Origin of the sequence: Achromobacter sp. (genome assembly GCF_050285565.1) — a bacterium.
Taxonomy (GTDB): Bacteria; Pseudomonadota; Gammaproteobacteria; order Burkholderiales; family Burkholderiaceae_B; genus Achromobacter.
The window spans coordinates 368,340-389,307 of sequence record NZ_JBLZXG010000001.1 but is presented as its reverse complement, the minus strand read 5'-3'; the positions used below and the strand labels follow the sequence as shown (position 1 = coordinate 389,307).

Genomic DNA, 20,968 nt, shown 5'->3' with positions numbered 1-20,968 from the left:
GCAAAGCAGACGCCGCGCAGTGCCGTCATGTCATAGGCGGATTATTTAATACAAAAAATCCATTGTCAAACTCAAATCTGTATCACATTGGATTTATGTATCATATCCAGGATCCCGATATCGGCCCCTTGCGGCCCCCCTTATGGCAAACCCTCAGTCGCCCCTGGACCGTTACCTGTCACGCCTGATCAAGAGCGATCCGCCGCGCGCCAAATCCCTCTGCGTCAGCCTGCTGGGCGACGCGCTGGCGCCCCACGGGGGCGCGATCTGGCTGGGCGACCTGATCGAGCTGCTGGCCCCGCTGGGCATCAATGAACGCCTGCTGCGCACCAGCGTGTTCCGGCTGGTGGCGCAGAACTGGCTGCAATCCGAACGCCACGGGCGGCGCAGCCTCTACCTGATCTCCGAGCAGGGCCTGCGCCACACGGCGCACGCCTCGCAGCGCATCTACGAAGGCGCGCCGCTGGAATGGAATGGGGAATGGACGCTGGTGGCGCTGCCGCGCACCGGCAACGGCCTGGCCGAGCGCGCGGAACTGCGCCGTGAACTGGTCTGGGAAGGGTTCGGCATGATCGCGCCGGGCCTCTTCGCGCACCCACACACCGAAGCGCGCGCGGCGCATGACATCCTGGAAAAACTGGGCATTCCGGACAAGGCGCTGGTGCTGTCGGCGCGCGACCTGGCCGGCGCCGGCGGCCTGCCGATAGCGAGCCTGGCCGCGCAGTGCTGGAACCTGGACGACGTGGCGGAACAGTACCGGCAGTTCAGCCGCAATTTCGGGCCGCTGGAAAAACTGCTGGAATCCCCGCCCTCGCCAGCGGACGCCTTCATCGCGCGCGTCCTGCTGCTGCACAGCTGGCGCCGGATCGTGCTGCACGACCCGCAACTGCCCGGGCCGATGTTGCCCGACAACTGGCCCGGCCACGCGGCTCGCGAGATCTGCGGCCGCATCTACTGGCAGGTATTCGACGCTTCGGAAGCGCACCTGAATGCGCTGGCCGGCCGCGACAACGAACGCTACGGGCCACTGGCCGCCGACATCGCGACGCGCTTCGGCGGCCGGCCGGCGTGAGCGCGGGGCGTTGACCGCGACACGACCCGCTCAGGCTTCGCCCACCTCGCCCGGCATTGCCACGCCCAGCGTGTCCAGGTGCAATTCGCCGGCCGCGTGCGCCGCCGCGGGAACTTCCAACCCCCTGGCCCGGGCGATGAAGGACAGCGTCCAGCGAGCCAGGATCGGCCGTCCCAGGAGCGCGCCCGTATCGGCGTCGATGCCGCTGGGCACGTCCAGCGCCAGCACCGGCACATGCCAGCCATTGACGGTATCCACCAGCGCCTGCCAGCCGGGGCCCAGGGGGCGGTTCAGGCCGATGCCGAACAGCCCGTCGATGACCAGATCGGGAACGAGGCCGGGTTCGGGAGCGGCCGTCACCGTGCCGCCCGCCGCGATCCAGCCGGCAAAGGCGCGGGCGGCGTCTTCGGGCAGCCCCTGCGCGCCCGCGGGCAGCACCACCCGCAGGTCGAGGCCGAGCTTGCGCAGCCGCGTCGCGGCCTCCAGGGCATCACCGCCGTTGTTGCCCGGGCCGGCCAGCGCCAGCACCACGGCGCCGGGTGCGATCCGCCGGGCCACGAAAGCCGCCGCGGCGGCGCCCGCCAGCGGCATCAGCCGCCGGCCTTCGGCCAAGGCCTGGCGTTCGGCGGCGCGGATACGGGCAACAGGATAGGAGGACGGCATGACGGCTCGCGGAAAAACGGCGCCACCGGCCGGCGGCGGGCCACTACACCTTCAGGAAGTGTTCGCGGTAATACTTCAGTTCGTCGATCGATTCGTAGATGTCGGCCAACGCTTCGTGGCGGCTCTTCTTCTCGAACCCCTTGTACACGGCGGGCGCCCAGCGACGCGCCAGTTCCTTGAGCGTGCTGACGTCCAGATTGCGATAGTGGAAGAACTGCTCCAGGCGCGGCATGTAAGCAAACATGAACCGGCGGTCCTGGCTGATGGTGTTGCCGCACAGCGGTGACTTGCCGGCCGGCACGTGCTGCGCGAGAAACGCCAACAGCGTATCCTCTGCCTGCGCCTCGGAAATCGTCGAGGCGCGGACCTTGTCGATCAGGCCGCTCTTGCCATGGGTGGATTTATTCCAGCTGTCCATGGCGTCGAGCAGGCTGTCGGGCTGGTGCACGACCAGCACGGGGCCTTCGGCAACCACGGTCAGGTCGGCCTCGGTGACCACCACGGCGACTTCGATGATGCGTTCTTTTTCAGGGTCCAGGCCGGTCATTTCCATGTCCAGCCAGACCAGGCGGTTTTCGTTCACAGCCATATAATTTGCCTATAAAACACGCGATTTTCAAACACGTGATTCTCGCACATACCCATTTGAGCCAGCCGCATCGCCCATGTTCACACTGCTGTTCGTTGCCTTCCTGCTGACCGATATCGCCGTGCGCATGTGGCTGGCCAGCCGCCAGATCCGCCATGTGGCGCGCCATCGCGACCAGGTGCCGCCGGAATTCTCGCACCGTATCGGTCTGGCCAGCCACCAGCGCGCGGCCGACTATACGGTGGCCCGGGTCAGGCTGGGCATGTTCGAACGCACCTACGATGCCATCCTGCTGGTCGGCCTGACGCTGCTGGGCGGACTACAGGCCATCGACCTCATGGTGGCCCAGCTTACCAGCAATGATTTCCTGCGCCAGATGCTGCTGCTGGTGGCCGTGGCCCTGCTGCTGGGCCTGCTGGGACTGCCATTCACGCTGTGGCGGCAGTTCAAGCTGGAAGCCCGCTTCGGTTTCAACCGCATGACGCCCGAACTGTTCATCTCCGACGCCCTCAAGGGCCTGCTGGTGGCGGCGGTGCTGGGCCTGCCGCTGGCCGCGGCCGTGCTATGGCTGATGGGCAGCGCGGGGCAATACTGGTGGCTCTGGGCGTGGGCGCTGTGGACCGTGTTCAACCTGGCGCTGCTGATCGTCTACCCGATGTTCATCGCGCCGCTGTTCAACAAGTTCACGCCGCTGTCCGACCCCGAGCTGGCCGGCCGCATCCAGCGCCTGGCGCAGCGCTGCGGCTTCGCCCTCAACGGTCTGTTCGTCATGGACGGCTCGCGCCGCTCTGCGCACGGCAATGCCTATTTCACCGGCTTCGGGCGCTCGCGCCGCATCGTGTTCTTCGACACGCTGCTGGCGCGCCTGAACGCCGACGAAATCGAGGCCGTGCTGGCGCACGAGCTCGGCCACTTCGCCAAGCGCCACATCATCAAGCGCATCCTCTTCAGCTTCGCCGCCGCGCTGGTTTTTTTCGCCATCCTGGGCTGGATCGCGCAACAACCCTGGTTCTACGTGGGCCTGGGCGTGCTGCCCCAGCTGGGAGGCCGCAACGACGCCATGGCGCTGCTGCTGTTCTTTCTGGCTATTCCCGTTTTCACCTTCGTCTTCACGCCGCTGGCCAGTTGGTACTCGCGCCGCGACGAGTTCGAGGCCGACCGCTACGCGGCCGAGCAGAGCTCGCCCGACCGCCTGGTGTCCGCCCTGGTCAAGCTCTATGACGACAACGCCGCCACCCTGACACCCGATCCCGTGCACTCCGCCTTCTACGACAGCCATCCCCCCGCCGCCGTGCGCATCCGCCACCTGACGGCGCCCGCGGCATGAGCATGAACGACCGCCACAAGGCCGCCTTCCAGGACACGCCCCAGGCCGGCGCGCAGACCAACGCCGCCAACGAAGGCCGCATCATCGCGGCGCATGGCCGCCACTACACCGTCGAACTGGCCGATGGCAGCCTGCGCAAGTGCTTTCCGCGCGGCAAGAAAGCCGGCGCCGCGGTCGGTGACCGCGTCCGCATTACGCCGCAGGGCCAGGACGAAGGCGCCATCGATGCGGTCCTGCCGCGCCGCAACCTGCTGTACCGCTCCGATGACATGCGATCCAAGCAGTTCGCCTCCAATGTCGACCAATTACTGATCGTGGTCGCGGTGCAGCCGACCTTCTCCGATGATCTCACCGGCCGTGCGCTGGCTGGCGCCTGGAGCGCCGGCATCGCGCCGCTGATCATCCTGAACAAGACCGATATCACCGACGCGCTGCCAGCCGCCCGCGCCCGGCTGGCGCCGATCGCCGCGCTGGGCGTGGACATCATCGAGCTCAGCGCGCTGGCGCCGGAACACGTCCACACCTTGCTGGCGCCGCGCCTGGCCGGCCGCACCAACTTGCTGCTGGGACAGAGCGGCATGGGCAAATCGACGCTGCTGAACGCCCTGGTGCCGGATGCCGCCGCGCCCACGCGCGAACACTCGACGGCGTTGGACATGGGCAAGCACACCACCACCAGCACCCGCCTCTACCATTTGCCCGCGCCCGGTGGCGACCTGATCGACTCACCCGGATTCCAGGCCTTCGGCCTGCAGCACCTGAGCCGCGAGGACATCATCCGGGGCTTTCCGGAATTCACCAAACCGATCGAATCCTGCCGCTTCTACAACTGCACCCATCGCCATGAGCCGGGTTGCGGCGTGGTCGCGGCGCTGGACGCGGGCGCGATCGACCCCGCGCGTTACGCGCTCTACCTGCGTATCCTGGAAGAAAACCTGGCGGGGCAGCAGCGTTACTGAACGACCCGGCGCGGCCGGCATGCCCGGCCGCCGCGGTCAACGCGGTTCGAAGCCGTTGCGCAACAGGTGATAGAGATTGCGCAACATGCCCGCCGTCGCGCCCCAGATGAAGTGCCGGCCATACGGCATGCCGTAGTAGTGACGTACACGGCCATCCTCCAGCCGCGCCTCATAGAGGCGGTGGTTGGCCGGATCCATCAGGAACGACAACGGCACCTCGAACACTTCAGCCACTTCGAAGGCGTCCGGCGCCAGCTGGAAGCCAGGCTTGACCAACGAGACCACGGGAATGATCGAAAACCCGGTGGCGGTCAGGTATGGGGGCATGCTGCCCAGCACCTCGACGTGATTGGCCGGCAATCCGGTTTCCTCCTGGGCCTCGCGCAGCGCCGCCGCGACCGGCGTGGCGTCGCTGGTTTCGATACGGCCACCAGGAAAACTGATCTGGCCGGCGTGGTCGTGCAGGTGCGCCGCGCGCTGGGTCAGCATGATGCGCACGCCGTCCTCACGTGTCACCAGCGGAATCAGCACGGCGGCGGGCACCGGCGCGCCCTCGCGGCCGGGATAGCGCAGGTCGTTGTCGCGCGACAGCTCCAGCGTCCAGGTGGACGGCTGGCTGAGCGTGCCGCGCAGCAGGTCGGGCGTCAGCAGGCCGGCCGGCACCGCCGGCAGGGAATCGTTGGCAACCACCCAGGGTTGCGACGCCGGGTCGAACCCGGGACGCACCAGCGGCCGGCGTGGCCGCGCAGAAGACGAGGAATCAGACATACGGCTTTTCAAAAAGAAAAAGGCACCCTCGCAGGTGCCTTTTTAACCCGGAAACCCGTGCCGAACGAAAACGCTGGATGGCGTGAGCGTTCGACACTGGTGGGGCCGTGTGCCGATAAGCGATCAAGCCGCCGAGGCTTGCTTGCTGACCAGCTTTTCCTTGATACGCGCCGACTTGCCCGAGCGGTTGCGCAGGTAGTACAGCTTGGCGCGGCGCACGTCGCCGCGGCGCTTGACTTCGATGCCGGCGATTTGCGGCGAGTACAGCTGGAACGTACGTTCCACGGCTTCACCCGACGAAATCTTGCGCACGGTGAACGCGGAGTTCAGGCCGCGGTTGCGCTTGGCGATCACGACGCCTTCGAAAGCCTGCACGCGCTTGCGGGTGCCTTCAACGACGTTCACGCTCACGATGACGGTGTCACCAGGAGCAAATTCAGGCTTGGCTTGACCGCCAGTCAGGCGGGCAATCTCTTCCTGTTCCAGGATAGCGATAAGGTTCATTGAGAACTCCTAGATCATCATGCCTTTGCGGACTAAAGCGCTTTGCCGTTCGATGTTGTTCGGGCCGGGCCTGAAAATGCGCCTGGCCGTGTACCGCAAGCAGAGGATGAGATTTGGCAAACCAATGATTCTACACCAAAAATTGCCTGGCGCCTCGGGTAACATGACGCCCTGCCCGCGGGTTTGCGGTACCCTAGCGGTTTCTGTAACAAACACGTCATCAGACGCTGTTCCCTCATGTCGTATTCGTCCCTGTTATTGGTCGTCCTGGCGGCGATGGCCCACGCAACGTGGAACCTGCTCGCCAAGCGCGCGGCCATGGTGGGCGCTCCGTTTGTCTTCGCCTACGGGCTGTGCGCCTCGGTGCTGTACGCGCCGTGGGTCGTGTGGGTGCTGCTGCATGACGGCATGACCTGGACCTGGCCCGTGGTCGGGGCCATCCTGACTTCCAGCCTGTTGCATCTGGGCTACAGCCTGTGCCTGCAACGCGGCTACCAGGTGGCCGATCTGTCGGTGGTCTACCCCATCGCCCGGGGCACCGGCCCCCTGCTCTCCACCACCGGCGCCTTCCTGCTGCTGCGCGAGCCGGCCACCGCCACCGGCATCGCCGGCATGCTGTGCGTGGTGATCGGCGTGCTGCTGATCGCCACCCAGGGACGGCTGTCGATTTTCCGCAACGCGCAGGCCTGGATCGGCGTGCGCTGGGGCGTGGTGATCGGCCTGTTCATCGCCGCCTACACCGTGGTGGACGCCTATGGCGTCAAGGTGCTGCTGATCAGCCCGGTGCTGTTCGACTGGTTCACCTGTGTCACCCGCACGGCCATGATGACGCCCCACATGCTGAACCGCCGCGCTCAGGCGTGGGCACTGATGCGCGGCCACTGGCACCTGGCGCTGGCGGTGGGACTGCTCTCGCCGCTGGGATACATCCTGGTGCTGTATGCGCTGCGCAACGGCGCGCCGCTGAGCCTGGTGGCGCCGGCGCGCGAGATGTCGATGATGCTGGGTACCCTGGCCGGCATGTTCCTGCTGCGCGAGAAAGTGGGCCCTGGCCGGTTGGCCGGCTGTCTGTCGATCCTGATGGGCGTGGTGCTGCTGGGTTCGACCTGAACCAGGGCCGGCCCACAGGCGGGCCCGCGAGGTAAAGCGCCACGGCGCGTCCGGGTGCCGGCCCGAACGGTGACGCCGTCTCAGAAGCCGCCGGCCACGCCCAGCCACATGAGCGCGGGAATCATCGCGCCCCACGCCAGCACCAGCACCACGTCCAGCACCATGCTTTTCACGCTGACCTGATTCGACACGGGTTCGACCGTGGCGTTGCCCAGACTGCGCTCGCGCGGACCACGGGCGGCCGGCGCCGCCGGCGCGGCCGTCGGCGGGAATGGCCACTTGCCCGGCTGGGTGCCGGCACGCTCGCGCTGCCGGGGCTCGGACGCGGCGGGCGCCGCCGCGCCGGTGCTGGCGGGCGGCGCCCGATCCGGCGTCGCGGCGCCGGCCCAGGGCATGACCAGGCCGGTGAAGCGGGCGCCGATGGCCCGCGCACGCTGCGCCACCCGGCGCAGCGGCGTCAACGATACGGCGGCGAGGTCATCCGGCAGAACGGAAAGTTGAGCGGTGTTCATAGGAACTCCTTGTAGCGCGATCGGGAGCCGCGGCGACACGCCACGGCGGCAACCCGCGGGTCAGTCGAACAACGACAATTGCCCGGCGGCCATGGCGCGTAACTGGCGCGCACCGCGCCCGTAGGCGCCGGCCACGGGCACGGCACTGGGAAAAGGGACCCCTGAAGACGCTTGCGCGCCAACCGGGGATGGGAAAACGGGGGCATCGGCTGCGTCCGCGGCTGAAAACAATGTGGCGGAAGCGCCGGCCGACGCAGGGGGCCGAAAGCGGTCGCAGTCGAGCGCCAGGCGGTGGCGGTTCAACCCCAGCTTGCGGGTGGCGACAGCGAAACGCTGGCGCAGCAGGTCTGCCCAGATGCCGGTGCCGCGCATGCGCGACCCGAAGTTGGGATCGTTGCGACGGCCGTTGCGCAGGTCTTCGATGCGATGCAGCACGCGCTGGGCACGGTCCGGGTAATGGGCATTGAGCCAATCTTCGAACAGGGTTTTGACTTCCCAGGGCAGCCGAACGACGGTGTAGCTGGCATAGTGGGCGCCCGCCGCCTTGGATTCCTGCAGGATGTGCTCCATGGCGTCATCGTTGATGAATGGAATCACGGGCGCCACCAGCACGCCGACGGGTACGCCCGCGGCGGTCAGGTTGCGCACGGCTTCCAGGCGGCGCCAGGGGGCCGCGGCGCGGGGCTCGAGGGTGCGGGCCATGCCGGCGTCCAGCGTGGTGATGCTCATGTAGACCACCACCAGGTTCTGCTCGGCCAGCGCGGCCAGCAGGTCGAGGTCGCGGGCCACCAGGGCGTTCTTGGTGACGATGGTGAGCGGGTGACGCGTTTCGAGCATCAGTTCGAGCATGCCGCGCGTCAGGCGCCATTCGCGCTCGATGGGTTGGTAGGCGTCGGTGGCTGAACCGATGTTGATGGGCGAGGGCTTGTAGCCGGGCCGGCTGATTTCCGCCCGCAACGCCTGAACCGCGTTGGCCTTGGCCACCAACCGGGTTTCGAAGTCGAGGCCGGGCGAATAGCCCAGGTAGGAGTGGGTCGGCCGGGCGTAGCAGTAGACGCAGCCGTGCTCGCAGCCGCGGTAGGGATTGACCGCAACGTCGAAGGGAATATCTGGCGAGTCGTTGCGCGACAGAACCTTGCGGGCCTCTTCGGCGGTGACGGTGGTCTTGGGCGCGGCCGGGGCGATGCGTGCGTCCGGCAGGATGGGAATGATCGTAGCCGGCGAACCGGCGCCGCTTCGCAGAGCCTGGCCAGCGGGAACATCCGCGGCACAGTCAGGGGAAATATCGGGGACAGCTTCGACGAAATCAGCCGGGAGGCCCGAGGCTGACCAGCCGTCGTCGACCTGCAAGCGATCGTCGTTTTGGAAGCGATGCCGAACATTAGTAACCGCACCCCGACCGCGCAAGGCGGCGGGGGCGGCAGCCGGGGACCCAGAACCGGCGGGAAAAGAATGATCGGTGCGTGCCATGAAAACTACTGTACAAAAACACAGTGGTTTTGACAAGCACCAAAAGCCTTTCCGTAAGACAGCCCCACTTTACCGCAAGAAGAAGACGGCGTCCGGAGAATTCGATTTCACGTTGCGAGATCGCCCCAGAACCCGCGCCAGCATTGGATTTGGAATAAAAACAACACCTCAGGATCCACCTTGGGCACGGTGTCGCCGACTGCCTTTGCGGTTTATCGCAACATGCCCGCCGCCGCGGTCTGGTGCGTGGCCTCATCGATCAGGATGAAGGCGCCGGTGGCGGCTACATCGGCATAGCGATCCACCGCCAACGCCTCGCGCGTGGTGAGCGTGACGCGACCGATGTCATTCATGCGCAGCGTGCCTTCGGTGTTCTGCACTTCCTGCAATTCGTGGATGTCGCGATGCGTGAGCACCGCGCGGATCTTCACCGAGGTCAGCCGCGTACCGTGCTTGAGCAGATACTTGCGAGCCGGATTGAGCGCCTGCGCGTCGAGCCAGCACAGCTCGGCCTCGAATTCGCGCGCCACCTGTGCCGGCGCCGAGGCATGCACGATCACATCGCCGCGCGACACGTCGACATCGCGGTCCAGCACCAGCGTGACCGAGTCGCCCGCCACCGCCTCGTCCAGCGCACGATCGAACAGACGCAGCTCCTGCACCCGCGCCGTCACGCCGGACGGCTGCACCGTGATCTCGTCGCCCGGACGCAGCACGCCGCTGGCGATGCGGCCCGCATAGCCGCGGAAATCCTCCTTGAGACTGCCATCGTGGCGCGCCACCCATTGCACCGGAAAGCGCAGCGGTCCGGCGCGACCGTCGGCCGCCAGGTCGAGCGACTCCAGCAACGTCAGCAGCGGCTGACCGGTGTACCAGGGCGTGTTGTCCGACCGCGTCACCACGTTGTCGCCATTCAATGCCGACAACGGCAGCGCGTCGAAGTGCGCGATGCCAAGCCTGGCAGCCAGGTCGGCATAGGCATCGCGGATGCGCTCGAATACGGCCGGATCCCAATCCACCAGATCCATCTTGTTGACCGCCACCACGATGTGGCGGATGCCCAGCAGCCGCGCGATGGTGCTGTGGCGCTTGGTCTGCGGCAGCAGCTTGCCGTCGGCGGCGCGGGTGGCGTCGATCAGGATCACCGCGACGTCGGCGGTGGACGCGCCGGTCACCATGTTGCGGGTGTACTGCTCGTGGCCGGGCGCGTCGGCGATGATGAACTTGCGTGCCGGCGTCGAGAAATAGCGGTAGGCCACGTCGATGGTGATGCCCTGCTCGCGCTCGGCCTCCAGGCCGTCGGTCAGCAGCGAGAAGTCGATGCCGCCCTCGGCCACGCGCTTGTACTTGGCGCGCGAGATCGCGTCGAGCTGGTCGGCGAACACGCCCTTGCTGTCGTACAGCAGGCGGCCGATCAGCGTCGATTTGCCGTCATCGACCGAGCCGGCGGTGATCAGGCGCAGCACGCCGGTGTCGGCGCCGGAAAGAAAAGAATCGTTTACTGCGTTCATATGCGTCCCCTGTGGGCCGGCATGGCGCCGGCCGCTTGTGCGATCAGAAATAGCCTTCCTTCTTGCGGCGCTCCATCGAGGCCTCGGAAGTCTGGTCGTCCATGCGCGTGGCGCCGCGCTCGGTGATGTCGGTCACCGCGGTCTCGGCGATGATGGCGGCGGTGTCGGCGGCGTCCGAGGCCACCGGGCAGGTGCAGGAAATGTCGCCCACGGTGCGAAAGCGCACCGACAGACGCTCGACCGTGTCGCCCTCCTGCGGCGGCGTCAGGCGCGTGACCGGCACCAGCAGGCCCTTGCGCCGCACCACCTCGCGCTCGTGGCTGAAGTAAATCGACGGCAGCGCCAACCGCTCGCGCTGGATGTACTGCCAGACGTCCAGCTCGGTCCAGTTGGAGATCGGGAAGACCCGCATGTTCTCGCCGCGATGCACCTTGGTGTTGAACAGGTTCCACAATTCCGGGCGCTGGGCCTTGGGATCCCACTGGCCGAATTCGTCGCGGAACGAGAAGATGCGTTCCTTGGCGCGCGCCTTTTCCTCGTCGCGGCGGGCGCCGCCGATGCAAGCGTCGAAGCCGAATTCCTCGATCGCCTCCAGCAGCGTCACGGCCTGGGCCGCGTTGCGCGAATCGGTTTCGCGGCGCAGCACCACGCTGCCGCGCTTGATCGAGTCCTCGACGCTGCGCACGATCAGCGTCTCGCCCAGTTCGGCCGCGCGGGCATCGCGAAAGGCGATGACTTCGTCGAAGTTATGGCCGGTGTCGATGTGCATCAGCGGAAACGGAAAACGCCCCGGACGGAAGGCCTTTTCGGCCAGGCGCAGCAGCACCACCGAATCCTTGCCGCCCGAGAACAGCAGCACGGGCTTCTCGCTTTCGGCCGCCACCTCGCGCAGGATGAAGATGGCTTCCGATTCCAGCCAGTCCAGGTGGCTGCGTTGGATCACTGCGGACATGAGTATTCCCCTAAAACGGATATCTGATGGGTGGCGGCGTCAGGCGCGCGGCGCCGCGACGATGCCGATCACACGGTTGCCTGCGTGCAGGCCGCATTCCTTGGAATCGGACGACTCCCACCACCAGCGCCCGGCCCGCAGGTCTTCGCCCGGGCGGATGGCGCGGGTACAGGGCTCGCAGCCGATCGACGGATAGCCCTGGTCGTGCAGCGGGTTGTAGGGAATGCCGAGGCCACGGATCACGCCCCAGACATCCTCTTCGCTCCACTCGACCAACGGATTGAACTTGTAGAGCCCGAAGGTGGCGTCATCCTCTTCCAGGTGCAGCTCGCCGCGCGTCGCGGACTGCGCGCGCCGCTGCCCGGTGATCCAGGCGCCACGGCCTGCCAGCGCGCGCTTGAGCGGCTCCACCTTGCGGATCTGGCAACAGGCCTTGCGCAATTCGACGCTTTCGTAAAAGGCATAGGCGCCATGCTCGGCCACATGGCGCTCGACCGCGCCGCCTTCGGGCCGATAGATGGTGATTTCACGCCCGTAGCGTTCGCGCACCGCGTCCAGCACGCCCAACGTTTCGGCGTGCAGGCGGCCGGTGTCGAGCGTGAAGACCTCCAGGTCCAGGCCGGCGCCGTAGATGGCGTGCGTCAGCACCATGTCCTCCGCCGCCAGCGACGACGCCAGCGCCGCGTCGGGATAGCGCCGCTGGATATCGGCCAGCCGTGCGAGCAGTTCGCTCCAGCGTGCCGCCAGGGCCGGCGCCAGGCCGGTGGCGAGCGCGGCCGCCGTCATGATTGCACCGCGAAGACACGGGCCCGGCGCGGGCGGGCCAGGAGCACGTCGCCATCGCGCAGGCCGAGTTCCCGGTACAGATGCTCCGGCACCTCGGCCTCGATGACCGCTTCGGAATCCTCGCTGGCCAGTTCCAGATAGGCGCTGGGGCCGGCCAGATAGGCATGGGACAGGCGTACCGGGATCCCGGCGCCGCCGGCGTGATAACGCTCGATATCGAATTCGTGCGGGCGCACATAGGCGGTGGCGCGCTGCGCCTCGGCCTGCGCCAGCTCGGGCGCCGGCAGCGACAGCCCCGCCCCTTCCCAGACGCCGCGGCTGGCCACGCCCTGCAACTGGTTGACGTCGCCCAGGAAGCCGTAGACGAACGGCGTGGCCGGCCCTTCCCAGACCTCGCGCGGCGTGCCGACCTGTTCGATCCTGCCTGCGTTCATCAGCACCACGCGGTCGGCCACCTCCAGCGCCTCTTCCTGGTCGTGGGTGACGAACACGCTGGCCACGTTCAGCTCGTCGTGCAGGCGGCGCAGCCAGCGTCGCAGTTCCTTGCGCACCTTGGCGTCGAGCGCCCCGAACGGCTCGTCCAGCAGCAGCACGCGCGGCTCCACCGCCAGCGCGCGCGCCAGGGCGATGCGCTGGCGCTGGCCGCCCGACAGTTGTGCCGGGTAGCGGTCGGCCAGCCAGTCCAGCTGCACCAGGTTGAGCAGGTCATGCACCTTGCGCCGGATCTCGTCTTCCGGCGGCCGCCGCGAACGGTGCTTGACGCGCAGCCCGAAGGCGACGTTCTCGAACACCGTCATATGCTTGAACAGCGCATAGTGCTGGAACACGAAACCGACCTGGCGCTGGCGCACGTCGACGGCGGTGGCGTCCTCGCCGGCGAACAGCACGCTGCCCGTGTCGGCCGACTCCAACCCCGCGATGATGCGCAGCAGCGTGGTCTTGCCGCAGCCCGACGGCCCCAGCAGCGCCACCAGCTCGCCCGTCTCGATGTGCAGCGCGACGTCGTTGAGCGCGCGGAACTGGCCGAAGCGCTTGGATAGATTGCGAACCTCGATACTCATGCTTGTCTCCGTCTGGCCGGCCGCGTCAGGCGACGGCCGGCTTGATGGCCGCCGCCGGCCCGGGATACTCGACCGGCAATTCCGCCGCCTTCAGATAACGCGCGTTGCGCCACTCGACCACGTTCTTGGCCACCAGCGTCACCAACGCCAGCAGCGCCAGCAGCGAGGCCACCGCGAACGCCGCCGAATACTGGTACTCGTTGTAGAGAATCTCCACATGCAGGGTCATGGTGTTGGTCAGGCCGCGGATCTGGCCCGACACCACCGAGACCGCGCCGAACTCGCCCATGGCGCGCGCGTTGCAGAGGATGGCGCCGTACAGCAGGCCCCACTTGATGTTCGGCAGCGTCACGCGCCAGAAGATCTGCCAGCCGCTCGCGCCCAGGGTCAGCGCGGCCTGCTCCTCTTCGCTGCCCTGCGCCTGCATCAACGGGATCAGCTCGCGCGCCACAAACGGGAAGGTCACGAACAGCGAAGCCAGGATGATGCCGGGCACGGCATAGACGATCTTCAGGTCATGATCCTGCAGCCAGCCGCCAAACCAGCCCTGGGTGCCGAACAGCAGCACGAACACCAGGCCCGCCACCACCGGCGATACCGAGAACGGCAGGTCGATCAGCGTGATCAGGAACTGCTTGCCGCGGAACTGGAACTTGGTGATGGCCCACGCAGCCGCCACGCCGAACACCAGGTTCACCGGCAGCGCGATCGCCGCCACCAGCAGCGTCAGGCGGATCGCGGCCAGCGCGTCGGGCTCGACGATCGCTTCCAGGTACAGCGCCCAGCCCTTGCGCAAGGCCTCGTAGAACACCGCGGCCAGCGGCACCAGCAGGAACAGCGCCAGAAAGCCCAGCGCCAGGAACAGCAGGATGCCGCGCACCCAGCGCGGCTCGGTCAGGTGGGCGGGACGGTCCACGGCGCTCATGCCTGTCTCCCGAGGCCGCGGCGGGCCTGCCAGCCCTGCAGCAGATTGATGATGAGCAGCAGCACGAACGACAGCGCCAGCATCACCGTGGCGATGGCGGCGGCGCCGGCGTAGTCGAACTGCTCCAGCTTGGCGATGATGAGCAGCGGCGTGATCTCCGACACCATCGGCATGTTGCCGGCGATGAACACCACCGAGCCGTATTCGCCGACGGCGCGCGCGAAGGCCAGCGCGAAGCCGGTCATCAACGCCGGCAGGATGGTCGGCAGCAGCACGCGGCGGATGGTCTGCCAGCGGTCGGCGCCCAGGCTGGCGGCAGCCTCCTCGATCTCGCGCTCGACGTCTTCCAGCACCGGCTGCACCGTGCGCACCACAAACGGCACGCCGATGAAGATCAGCGCGATCACGATGCCCAGCGGCGTGAACGCCACCTTCAGGCCGAACCAGTTGGCCAGCGGCGCGCCCAGCCAGCCCTTTTCGGCATACAGCGCGGTCAGCGCGATGCCGGCCACGGCGGTGGGCAGCGCGAACGGCAGGTCCACCAGCGCGTCCAGGATCTTCTTGCCGGGAAAGCGGTAGCGCACCAGCACCCAGGCGACGATGGTGCCGAACACCAGGTTCACCAACGCCGCCAGCAGCGAGGCGCCGAAGGTAAGTTGATAGGACGCCAGCACCCGTGGCGCCGTCACCGCGTCCCAGAAGCCCTGCCAGCCGAGCGCCGCGCTCTTGATCGGCAGTGCCGCCAGGGGAATCAACACGAGCACGCTCAGATACAGCACTGCGTAGCCCATGGAAATGCCGAAACCGGGCAGCACGCCCGGGCTGTTGCGCCGAACGGCAAAAGGCGCCTGCGCGCCCTTTGCCGTCGGAATCGAGGCTGAAGTCATGGCCGTCGTCCGCTGGAGATCCGCTTACTTCTTCTGCGGCTGGTAGATCTGGTCAAAGGTGCCGCCGTCGCTGAAGTGGTCCTTCTGCGCCTTGCGCCAGCCGCCGAAGATCTTGTCGTCGATGGTCACCAGCTTGACCTTGGGGAACTTGCTTTCGTACTTGGCGGCCACGCTCTTGTCGATCGGCCGGTAGTAGTTCTTGGCGATGATTTCCTGCGCGGCCGGGGTGTAGAGGAATTCCAGGTAGGCCTGGGCCGCGGCGCGGGTGCCCTTCTTGTCGACGATCTTGTCGACGATGGCCACGGGCGGCTCGGCCAGGATCGACAGCGACGGCACCACGATGTCGAACTTGTCCGGGCCCAGTTCCTCCAGCGCCAGGAAGGCTTCGTTTTCCCAGGCCAGCAGCACGTCGCCCACGCCGCGTTCGACGAAGGTAGTGGTGGCGCCGCGAGCGCCGGTGTCCAGCACCGGCACGTGCTTGAGCAGCTCGCCGACGTAGGCGCGCGCCTTGTCTTCGCTGCCGCCGTTCTTTTCCAGCGCGTAGGCCCAGGCGGCCAGGTAGTTCCAGCGGGCGCCGCCCGAGGTCTTGGGATTGGGCGTGATCACCTGCACGCCGTCCTTGACCAGGTCATCCCAGTCCTTGATGTGCTTGGGATTGCCCTTGCGCACCAGGAACACGATGGTCGAGGTGTAGGGCGAGCTGTTCTGCGGCAGGCGCGCCTGCCAGTTCTCGGGCAACAGGCCGCGGTCGGCGATGGCGTCGATGTCGTAGGCCAGGGCCAGCGTCACCACGTCGGCTTCCAGGCCGTCGATGACCGAGCGCGCCTGGCGGCCGGAACCGCCGTGCGACTGGCGGATGGTCAGGTCGACGCCGGCCTTTTCCTTGTACTGCTTGATGAAGGCGTCATCGATGGCGCGATACAGCTCGCGCGTCGGATCGTACGACACGTTCAACAAGGTCTGCTTCTGCTGCGCCTGCGCCGGCGCGATCGCGGCGAGAGACATCGTCACTGCGGCCAAGGCGGCCAACCATCCGGCTTTCCTGAAAGACATTCCTTGCTCCCTTCGCGTGTTTGGCAATGTGGGAGCAAGTGTGCCGGCGGCCTGTTCTGAACGGAACGAATCATTCTTTGATTGCTCATCGCTCCCAGGCATATAGCGCGTCCGCCGCCACCCATGAAAAAGCCGCGTATTCCCAGGGAATACGCGGCTTTGCGGGTGCTTTTCACACGCCGTCCGGCAAGGCGGCGCGGGCCGCCTTAAGCACGGATTTCTTATTTACTTATTCGGTTGAGGCGTAATGCGCAGATAGGGACGCACCGCCTTGTACCCCTTGGGGAACTTCTGCTTGATCACGGCCTCGTCCTGCAGCGACGGCACGATGATGACGTCGTCGCCGTCTTCCCAGTTGACCGGCGTGGCCACGCTGTGGCTGTCGGTAAGCTGCAGCGAATCGATGACGCGCAGGATCTCGTTGAAGTTGCGGCCGGTGCTGGCCGGATACGTGATGATCAGGCGCACCTTCTTGTTCGGGTCGATGATGAAGACCGAACGCACCGTCAGCGTGGCGTTGGCGTTCGGGTGGATCATGTCGTACAGCTCGGACACCTTGCGGTCCTTGTCGGCCAGGATCGGGAAGTTGACCTTGGTCGATTGCGTATCGTTGATGTCCTCGATCCACTTGGTGTGCGAATCGGTACCGTCCACGGACAGGGCCAGCACCTTGACGTTGCGCTTGGCGAATTCGTCGGCCAGCTTGGCGGTGTAGCCCAGTTCGGTGGTGCAGACCGGCGTGAAGTCGGCCGGATGCGAGAACAGCACGCCCCAGCTATTGCCCAGATACTCATGGAAACGGATGGGGCCGGCGGAGGATTCCTGCTCGAAATCGGGCGCGGTGTCGCCCAGGCGTAGGTGGCTCATGGTGTCTCCTGCTTGCGGATTCGGGTTGCGGAATCGACCGGCCACCGAGTCCGGCGGCCGGCTGGAAAAACGTTTCGGCGGCGGCCTGCGGCGCCACGCGAAACGATTCTTCCATCAAACCTGTTGCAGGGGAAATACGCAAGACATATAACCTTATGCAATATTCACGGCCGCGCCGCAGGCGTGCGCCACCACGCCGGCCAGCATCGGCTACGGCACGCTGCTGGCATACACCGCCCGGACGTTCGCCGCCCGGACGTTCGCCGCCGCTTGCGCCAGGATGAATGGCGCGCTGGACTCATGTGCCGAGGTGATGCGCCAGCGACACGATGACCGGCCCCAGCACCGGCAGCAGCACATTGGCGATGGCGTAGGTCACGGTGTAGCCCAGCAACGGCACCGCGCTGCCGCTGGCCCCCAGGATGGCGCTGATCGCCGGCGTGCTCACGTGCTGGCCGGCAATGGCGCCGACCAGCAACGGCCCTTCTATCTTGAGCAGCTTGTGGCCCACCCACAGCGACAGGCAGGCCGGCCCCAGCGACACCAGCAGGCCGATCAGAGGCAGCACCGCGCCGTGCTCGCGGATCAGCGCCACCGCCTCCGGCCCGGCCGACAGGCCGACACAGGCGACAAACACCGCCAGGCCCAGGTCCTTGAGCAATTGCACGGCATGCTCGGGCATGTGGCCCAGCGCGGGCCGCTTGGCGTTGATCCAGCCACACACCAGGCCGCTCACCAGGGCGCCGCCGCCACTGCCAAGCGACACGGGGATACCCCACAGGCGCGCCGCCAGGCTGCCAATCAGCAGCCCCGCGAGAATGCCGAACGACAGGAACACCAGGTCGGTCACGCCGCTGCGCCGCAGCTCATTGCCCAGCGCCGCGCCGGCCTGCGACAACTCGGGCTCGGCGCCCACCAGGGTTACCAGGTCGCCGTACTGCACCACGGTGGCCGGGGTGACCGGCAGCGTATGACCGGAGCGCTGGATCGATTGCAGGAACACGCCGCGCGCGCGCTGGGCGCGCGGCCGCCTGGCCAGTTCACCCACGGTGTGGCCGTTGACCGCCTTCTGGTTGACGATGACGTGCAGCTCGGCCAGTTGCAGATCATCGGCGTGCGCCGCGGGCAGTTGGATCTCAGGCCCGATCACCGAACCGGCGCGCAGCGCGAAGCGGCGCAGCCCCAGCACCACCACGATGTCGCCCGTGGCCAGCACATCCGCGGGCGCCGGCTCGATCGCCGCGCCATCGCGCAGGACGCGGCTGATCGCGCTGCGGCCGCCCAGCGCGGCCTCGACCTCGCCCACGGTCTTGCCATCGGCATCCTTGACCACATGCGAGCGTCCCACCAAGCGTGGCAGGGTCGGCATCATGCTGTCGCCGGCCTCGCCCGGGCCCGCGCCCAGCTTCTCCTCGAGCACCTTGGAGGCCTCGCGCAGGTTGATGCGCAGCAGGGCCGGCGCCACCTGGCTGGTGAAAAACACAATGCTGATCAGGCCCACCAGGTAGGTCAGCGTGTAGGCCGTGGCGATATTGGCCTCCATGCGCTGCACCTCGGCGTCCGCCAGGCCCAGATGCTTGAGCGCCTCGGCGGCGGTGCCGACCACGGCGGACTCCGTCGCCGCCCCCGCGGCCAGGCCGGCCGCGGTTCCCGCATCCAGCCCGAACAGCGGCACCGCCGCCAGCACCACGGTCAGCACCAGCAGCGCTTCTATCAGCGGCAGCACGATATAGCGCAGGCTGGAGCGGTTCAGGTTGGCGAAGAACTGCGGCCCGCCCGAATAGCCCATGGCGAAGATGAACAGGGCGAACGCCACCTCTTTCAGGTCGCCGCGCATCTGGCAGCCGGTCTGGCCGATCAGCAGGGCGACGATGAGCGTGCCGCACACGCCCCCCAGCTGGATCGGCCCGACCCTGAGCTTGCCGATCAGGTATCCCAAGCCCACCGTCAGAAACAGCACCGCGATGGGAACGTTGTTGAAGAACCCGACTGAGCACGTCATGAGGTCATGTCACCCTGGATGCGGTGGACGATGGCGGCTACTTCGCCCCCTTGGTGGCCGAGCGCTCGGCCTTGGCGGCGGCTTTCACCGCCTGCTTCACGGCCTTCCTGGCGGCCTTCTTACCGGCCTGCTTGCCGGCGGCCTGGCGCTTGGCGGCCGCGGGCTTGATCTTCTGGCCCTTGCCAGCCGTCGGGCCCGACCGCACCAGTTGTCCGGCCTTCCAAGCCTCGACATATTCCGTGGCGGCGTCGACCATGTGCTTGCCGATCTTGGAATAGTCGCCATCGTCCAGGTTGGCCAGCGAAATGCGGATCGACCAGGGCGGCCCGCCAAAGCCGCCGCCGTCCATCAGCACCACGCCGGACTTCTCCGCCAGGCGGAACAGGAAGTCGACCGGTTCGTAGTTCGACGTCATGTACTTGCAGAAGGCATCGCCATAGGTATTCCTGGCCCAGACCATGAAGTCCAGTTCGACGTAGTACCAGCCGCGCATCGGGTCTTCCGGCGGCAGCGGCACGCCCAGCCCGCGCCACAGCGCGTCGCGCCGCGCCCGCACGATCTGCATGGTCAGGTGCTTATACGCGTCCTTCAGGTCCAGCAGGTGCGACAGCGCGAAAAAGCCCATCTGCACCTGCTGCGGCAGCGACAGCCCGGCGGTGTGGTTGAGCGCCACGTTGCGGCTGTCGGCCACCAGCCGGTCGATGAACTTGAGCTTGTCCGGCTCCATGGTCATGGCGCCATAGCGCTTTTCCAGGCGCTGCTTCCACGCTGCCGGCAACTCGGCGATGCGGCGATCCATGGTGTTTTTCTCATGGGTCGCGATCACCCCGAGACGCCAGCCGGTGCAGCCGAAGTTCTTCGAAAACGAATAGACGCAGATGGTGTTGTGCGGCACTTCGGCCATCAGCGAACGGAAGTTCGGCACGAAGGTGCCGTAGACGTCATCGGTCACCAGCACCAGGTCCGGATTCTTGCGGATCAGCCCCACGATCTGCTTCATCTCGACCGGGCTGAAGGCAACCGACGGCGGGTTGCTGGGGTTGACCGTCACCGCCAGTTTGATCTTCGGGTTCGCCAGCTTGGCGATCTCCGACGCCGGATAATGCCAGTCATGGGTACCGTCGGCGCGCACGCTGCTGGCATTGATGGCGACGATCTTGAACTGAAAGCGCTCCAGGTGCGCAATCTCGATGTACGGCGTGAAGGTCGGCAGGAACAGCGCGATGGTGTCGCCCTGCTTGAGCAAGCCGTTCTGCATCAGCGAATCGAAGATGTAGCACATGGCCGCGGTGCCGCCCTCCACCGGGAACAGATCGAACTTGCCTTTGGGCGGGCGGCCGTCGCACATTTCCTTGATCAGGTAATCGTGCAGGATCTGTTCCAGGTGCACCAGGGCGCGCGGCGGCACCGGATAGTTATCGCCGATGACACTGTCGGTCAGCTCGTGGATCCATTCATCCGGCACGAAGTTCTTGACCTTCACCCCGTACTCCAGCACACCGGCCAGGAAGTCCGCGCCGGCCGCGCCCTTGTGCTTGGACAGGAACTTGCGCAGGCGGTCGGCGCACCCCTTCTTGGGCGGCATGCCCGCCAGGATGACATCGTCGCGCACCCGGCGCGCTTCCTTCATGGCGAACTGGCCCAGCAGGAAAAATGCGTCGCGCGGTTCGGTGGCGATCCAGTTGGGATTGCCGCGGCCGGCGTTCAACATGGTCAACGCGGCGGTCTGCTGGCTGTCCTTGGCCAGCGTGATCAGGTAGTCCTTCAATTCGAAGGGCGACAACTGCTCCAGGTCACGCTGGCGCGAACGGGTGGTCTTGAGGGCCGAGGCCAGGCTGACGGTGAGAGGCGTGGTGGAAGCCATTATTCAGTACTCCTGGTTTGCGAGTGACAGGCGCTTGCCGGGGATGCCCCCGGACCGCCGGCCCGCCCGCAATGCGCGGGCGGATC

The 20,968-nt window shown here is 66.8% G+C and carries 20 protein-coding genes; 4 read left to right on the top strand and 16 right to left on the bottom strand.

Annotated features, from left to right (window positions below):
- Positions 1–142 precede the first annotated feature (142 nt).
- On the top strand, positions 143–1,072 hold the full coding sequence (gene paaX / locus ACN6O8_RS01700; protein ID WP_427989356.1) for a phenylacetic acid degradation operon negative regulatory protein PaaX: 930 nt from the start codon (positions 143–145) through the stop codon (positions 1,070–1,072).
- A gap of 30 nt (positions 1,073–1,102) precedes the next feature.
- On the opposite strand, the gene ACN6O8_RS01695 is transcribed toward paaX, so the two are convergent.
- Positions 1,103–1,735, bottom strand: a complete 633-nt coding sequence (locus ACN6O8_RS01695; protein ID WP_427989355.1) for an NAD(P)H-hydrate epimerase — start codon at positions 1,733–1,735, stop codon at positions 1,103–1,105.
- Positions 1,736–1,778: 43 nt separating this feature from the next.
- Positions 1,779–2,324, bottom strand: coding sequence for an oligoribonuclease (gene orn / locus ACN6O8_RS01690; RefSeq protein WP_427989354.1), 546 nt, complete (start codon positions 2,322–2,324; stop codon positions 1,779–1,781).
- A gap of 76 nt (positions 2,325–2,400) precedes the next feature.
- Between orn and ACN6O8_RS01685 the strand changes: the two genes are divergently transcribed.
- Positions 2,401–3,651, top strand: coding sequence for a M48 family metallopeptidase (locus ACN6O8_RS01685; protein WP_427989353.1), 1,251 nt, complete (start codon positions 2,401–2,403; stop codon positions 3,649–3,651).
- A complete protein-coding gene (rsgA, locus tag ACN6O8_RS01680; RefSeq protein ID WP_427989352.1) occupies positions 3,648–4,610 on the top strand; it encodes a ribosome small subunit-dependent GTPase A in 963 nt (320 codons plus the stop codon). Before ACN6O8_RS01685 ends, rsgA begins: the two co-directional genes overlap by 4 nt.
- A 36-nt stretch (positions 4,611–4,646) precedes the next feature.
- Here the strand turns inward: rsgA and ACN6O8_RS01675 are convergent, their stop codons facing one another.
- Both ACN6O8_RS01675 and rplS read right to left on the bottom strand, forming a co-directional pair.
- Complete coding sequence (locus ACN6O8_RS01675; RefSeq protein ID WP_427989351.1) at positions 4,647–5,378, bottom strand: CoA pyrophosphatase; 732 nt, start codon at positions 5,376–5,378, stop codon at positions 4,647–4,649.
- Between the two features lie 123 nt (positions 5,379–5,501).
- On the bottom strand, positions 5,502–5,882 hold the full coding sequence (gene rplS / locus ACN6O8_RS01670; RefSeq protein WP_006218237.1) for a 50S ribosomal protein L19: 381 nt from the start codon (positions 5,880–5,882) through the stop codon (positions 5,502–5,504).
- Positions 5,883–6,119: 237 nt separating this feature from the next.
- Between rplS and ACN6O8_RS01665 the strand changes: the two genes are divergently transcribed.
- A complete protein-coding gene (locus tag ACN6O8_RS01665; RefSeq protein ID WP_427989350.1) occupies positions 6,120–6,992 on the top strand; it encodes an EamA family transporter in 873 nt (290 codons plus the stop codon).
- An 80-nt stretch (positions 6,993–7,072) separates the two neighbouring features.
- Here ACN6O8_RS01665 and ACN6O8_RS01660 read toward each other — a convergent pair whose 3' ends face one another.
- The 12 genes from ACN6O8_RS01660 to ACN6O8_RS01605 form a co-directional block, all read right to left on the bottom strand.
- Positions 7,073–7,504, bottom strand: a complete 432-nt coding sequence (locus ACN6O8_RS01660; RefSeq protein WP_427989349.1) for a hypothetical protein — start codon at positions 7,502–7,504, stop codon at positions 7,073–7,075.
- A gap of 60 nt (positions 7,505–7,564) precedes the next feature.
- A complete protein-coding gene (locus ACN6O8_RS01655) occupies positions 7,565–8,974 on the bottom strand; it encodes a PA0069 family radical SAM protein (RefSeq protein ID WP_427989348.1) in 1,410 nt (469 codons plus the stop codon).
- Positions 8,975–9,186: 212 nt separating this feature from the next.
- A complete protein-coding gene (locus ACN6O8_RS01650; RefSeq protein ID WP_427989347.1) occupies positions 9,187–10,485 on the bottom strand; it encodes a sulfate adenylyltransferase subunit 1 in 1,299 nt (432 codons plus the stop codon).
- 43 nt (positions 10,486–10,528) lie between these two features.
- On the bottom strand, positions 10,529–11,437 hold the full coding sequence (gene cysD, locus ACN6O8_RS01645; RefSeq protein ID WP_427989346.1) for a sulfate adenylyltransferase subunit CysD: 909 nt from the start codon (positions 11,435–11,437) through the stop codon (positions 10,529–10,531).
- A gap of 39 nt (positions 11,438–11,476) precedes the next feature.
- The gene (locus ACN6O8_RS01640) at positions 11,477–12,223 is read right to left on the bottom strand and encodes a phosphoadenylyl-sulfate reductase (protein ID WP_427989345.1); all 747 of its coding nucleotides are present in this window, start codon (positions 12,221–12,223) and stop codon (positions 11,477–11,479) included.
- Positions 12,220–13,284: a sulfate/molybdate ABC transporter ATP-binding protein gene (locus ACN6O8_RS01635; RefSeq protein ID WP_427989344.1), complete on the bottom strand. Its 1,065-nt coding sequence runs from the start codon at positions 13,282–13,284 to the stop codon at positions 12,220–12,222. Before ACN6O8_RS01635 ends, ACN6O8_RS01640 begins: the two co-directional genes overlap by 4 nt.
- 25 nt (positions 13,285–13,309) lie before the next feature.
- Positions 13,310–14,209 carry a sulfate ABC transporter permease subunit CysW gene (gene cysW / locus ACN6O8_RS01630; RefSeq protein WP_427989343.1) on the bottom strand — a complete coding sequence of 300 codons (900 nt, stop codon included), beginning with the start codon at positions 14,207–14,209 and terminating at the stop codon, positions 13,310–13,312.
- Positions 14,206–15,096 carry a sulfate ABC transporter permease subunit CysT gene (gene cysT, locus ACN6O8_RS01625; protein ID WP_427989342.1) on the bottom strand — a complete coding sequence of 297 codons (891 nt, stop codon included), beginning with the start codon at positions 15,094–15,096 and terminating at the stop codon, positions 14,206–14,208. Before cysT ends, cysW begins: the two co-directional genes overlap by 4 nt.
- A 24-nt stretch (positions 15,097–15,120) precedes the next feature.
- Entirely contained in the window at positions 15,121–16,149 is a 1,029-nt protein-coding gene (locus tag ACN6O8_RS01620; RefSeq protein ID WP_427989341.1) for a sulfate ABC transporter substrate-binding protein, read from the bottom strand.
- A gap of 225 nt (positions 16,150–16,374) precedes the next feature.
- Positions 16,375–17,016: a peroxiredoxin gene (locus ACN6O8_RS01615; RefSeq protein WP_006388282.1), complete on the bottom strand. Its 642-nt coding sequence runs from the start codon at positions 17,014–17,016 to the stop codon at positions 16,375–16,377.
- Between the two features lie 298 nt (positions 17,017–17,314).
- Complete coding sequence (gene aspT / locus ACN6O8_RS01610; RefSeq protein ID WP_427989340.1) at positions 17,315–19,018, bottom strand: aspartate-alanine antiporter; 1,704 nt, start codon at positions 19,016–19,018, stop codon at positions 17,315–17,317.
- A 37-nt stretch (positions 19,019–19,055) separates the two neighbouring features.
- Positions 19,056–20,882, bottom strand: a complete 1,827-nt coding sequence (locus ACN6O8_RS01605; RefSeq protein ID WP_427989339.1) for a bifunctional aspartate transaminase/aspartate 4-decarboxylase — start codon at positions 20,880–20,882, stop codon at positions 19,056–19,058.
- Positions 20,883–20,968 lie beyond the last annotated feature (86 nt).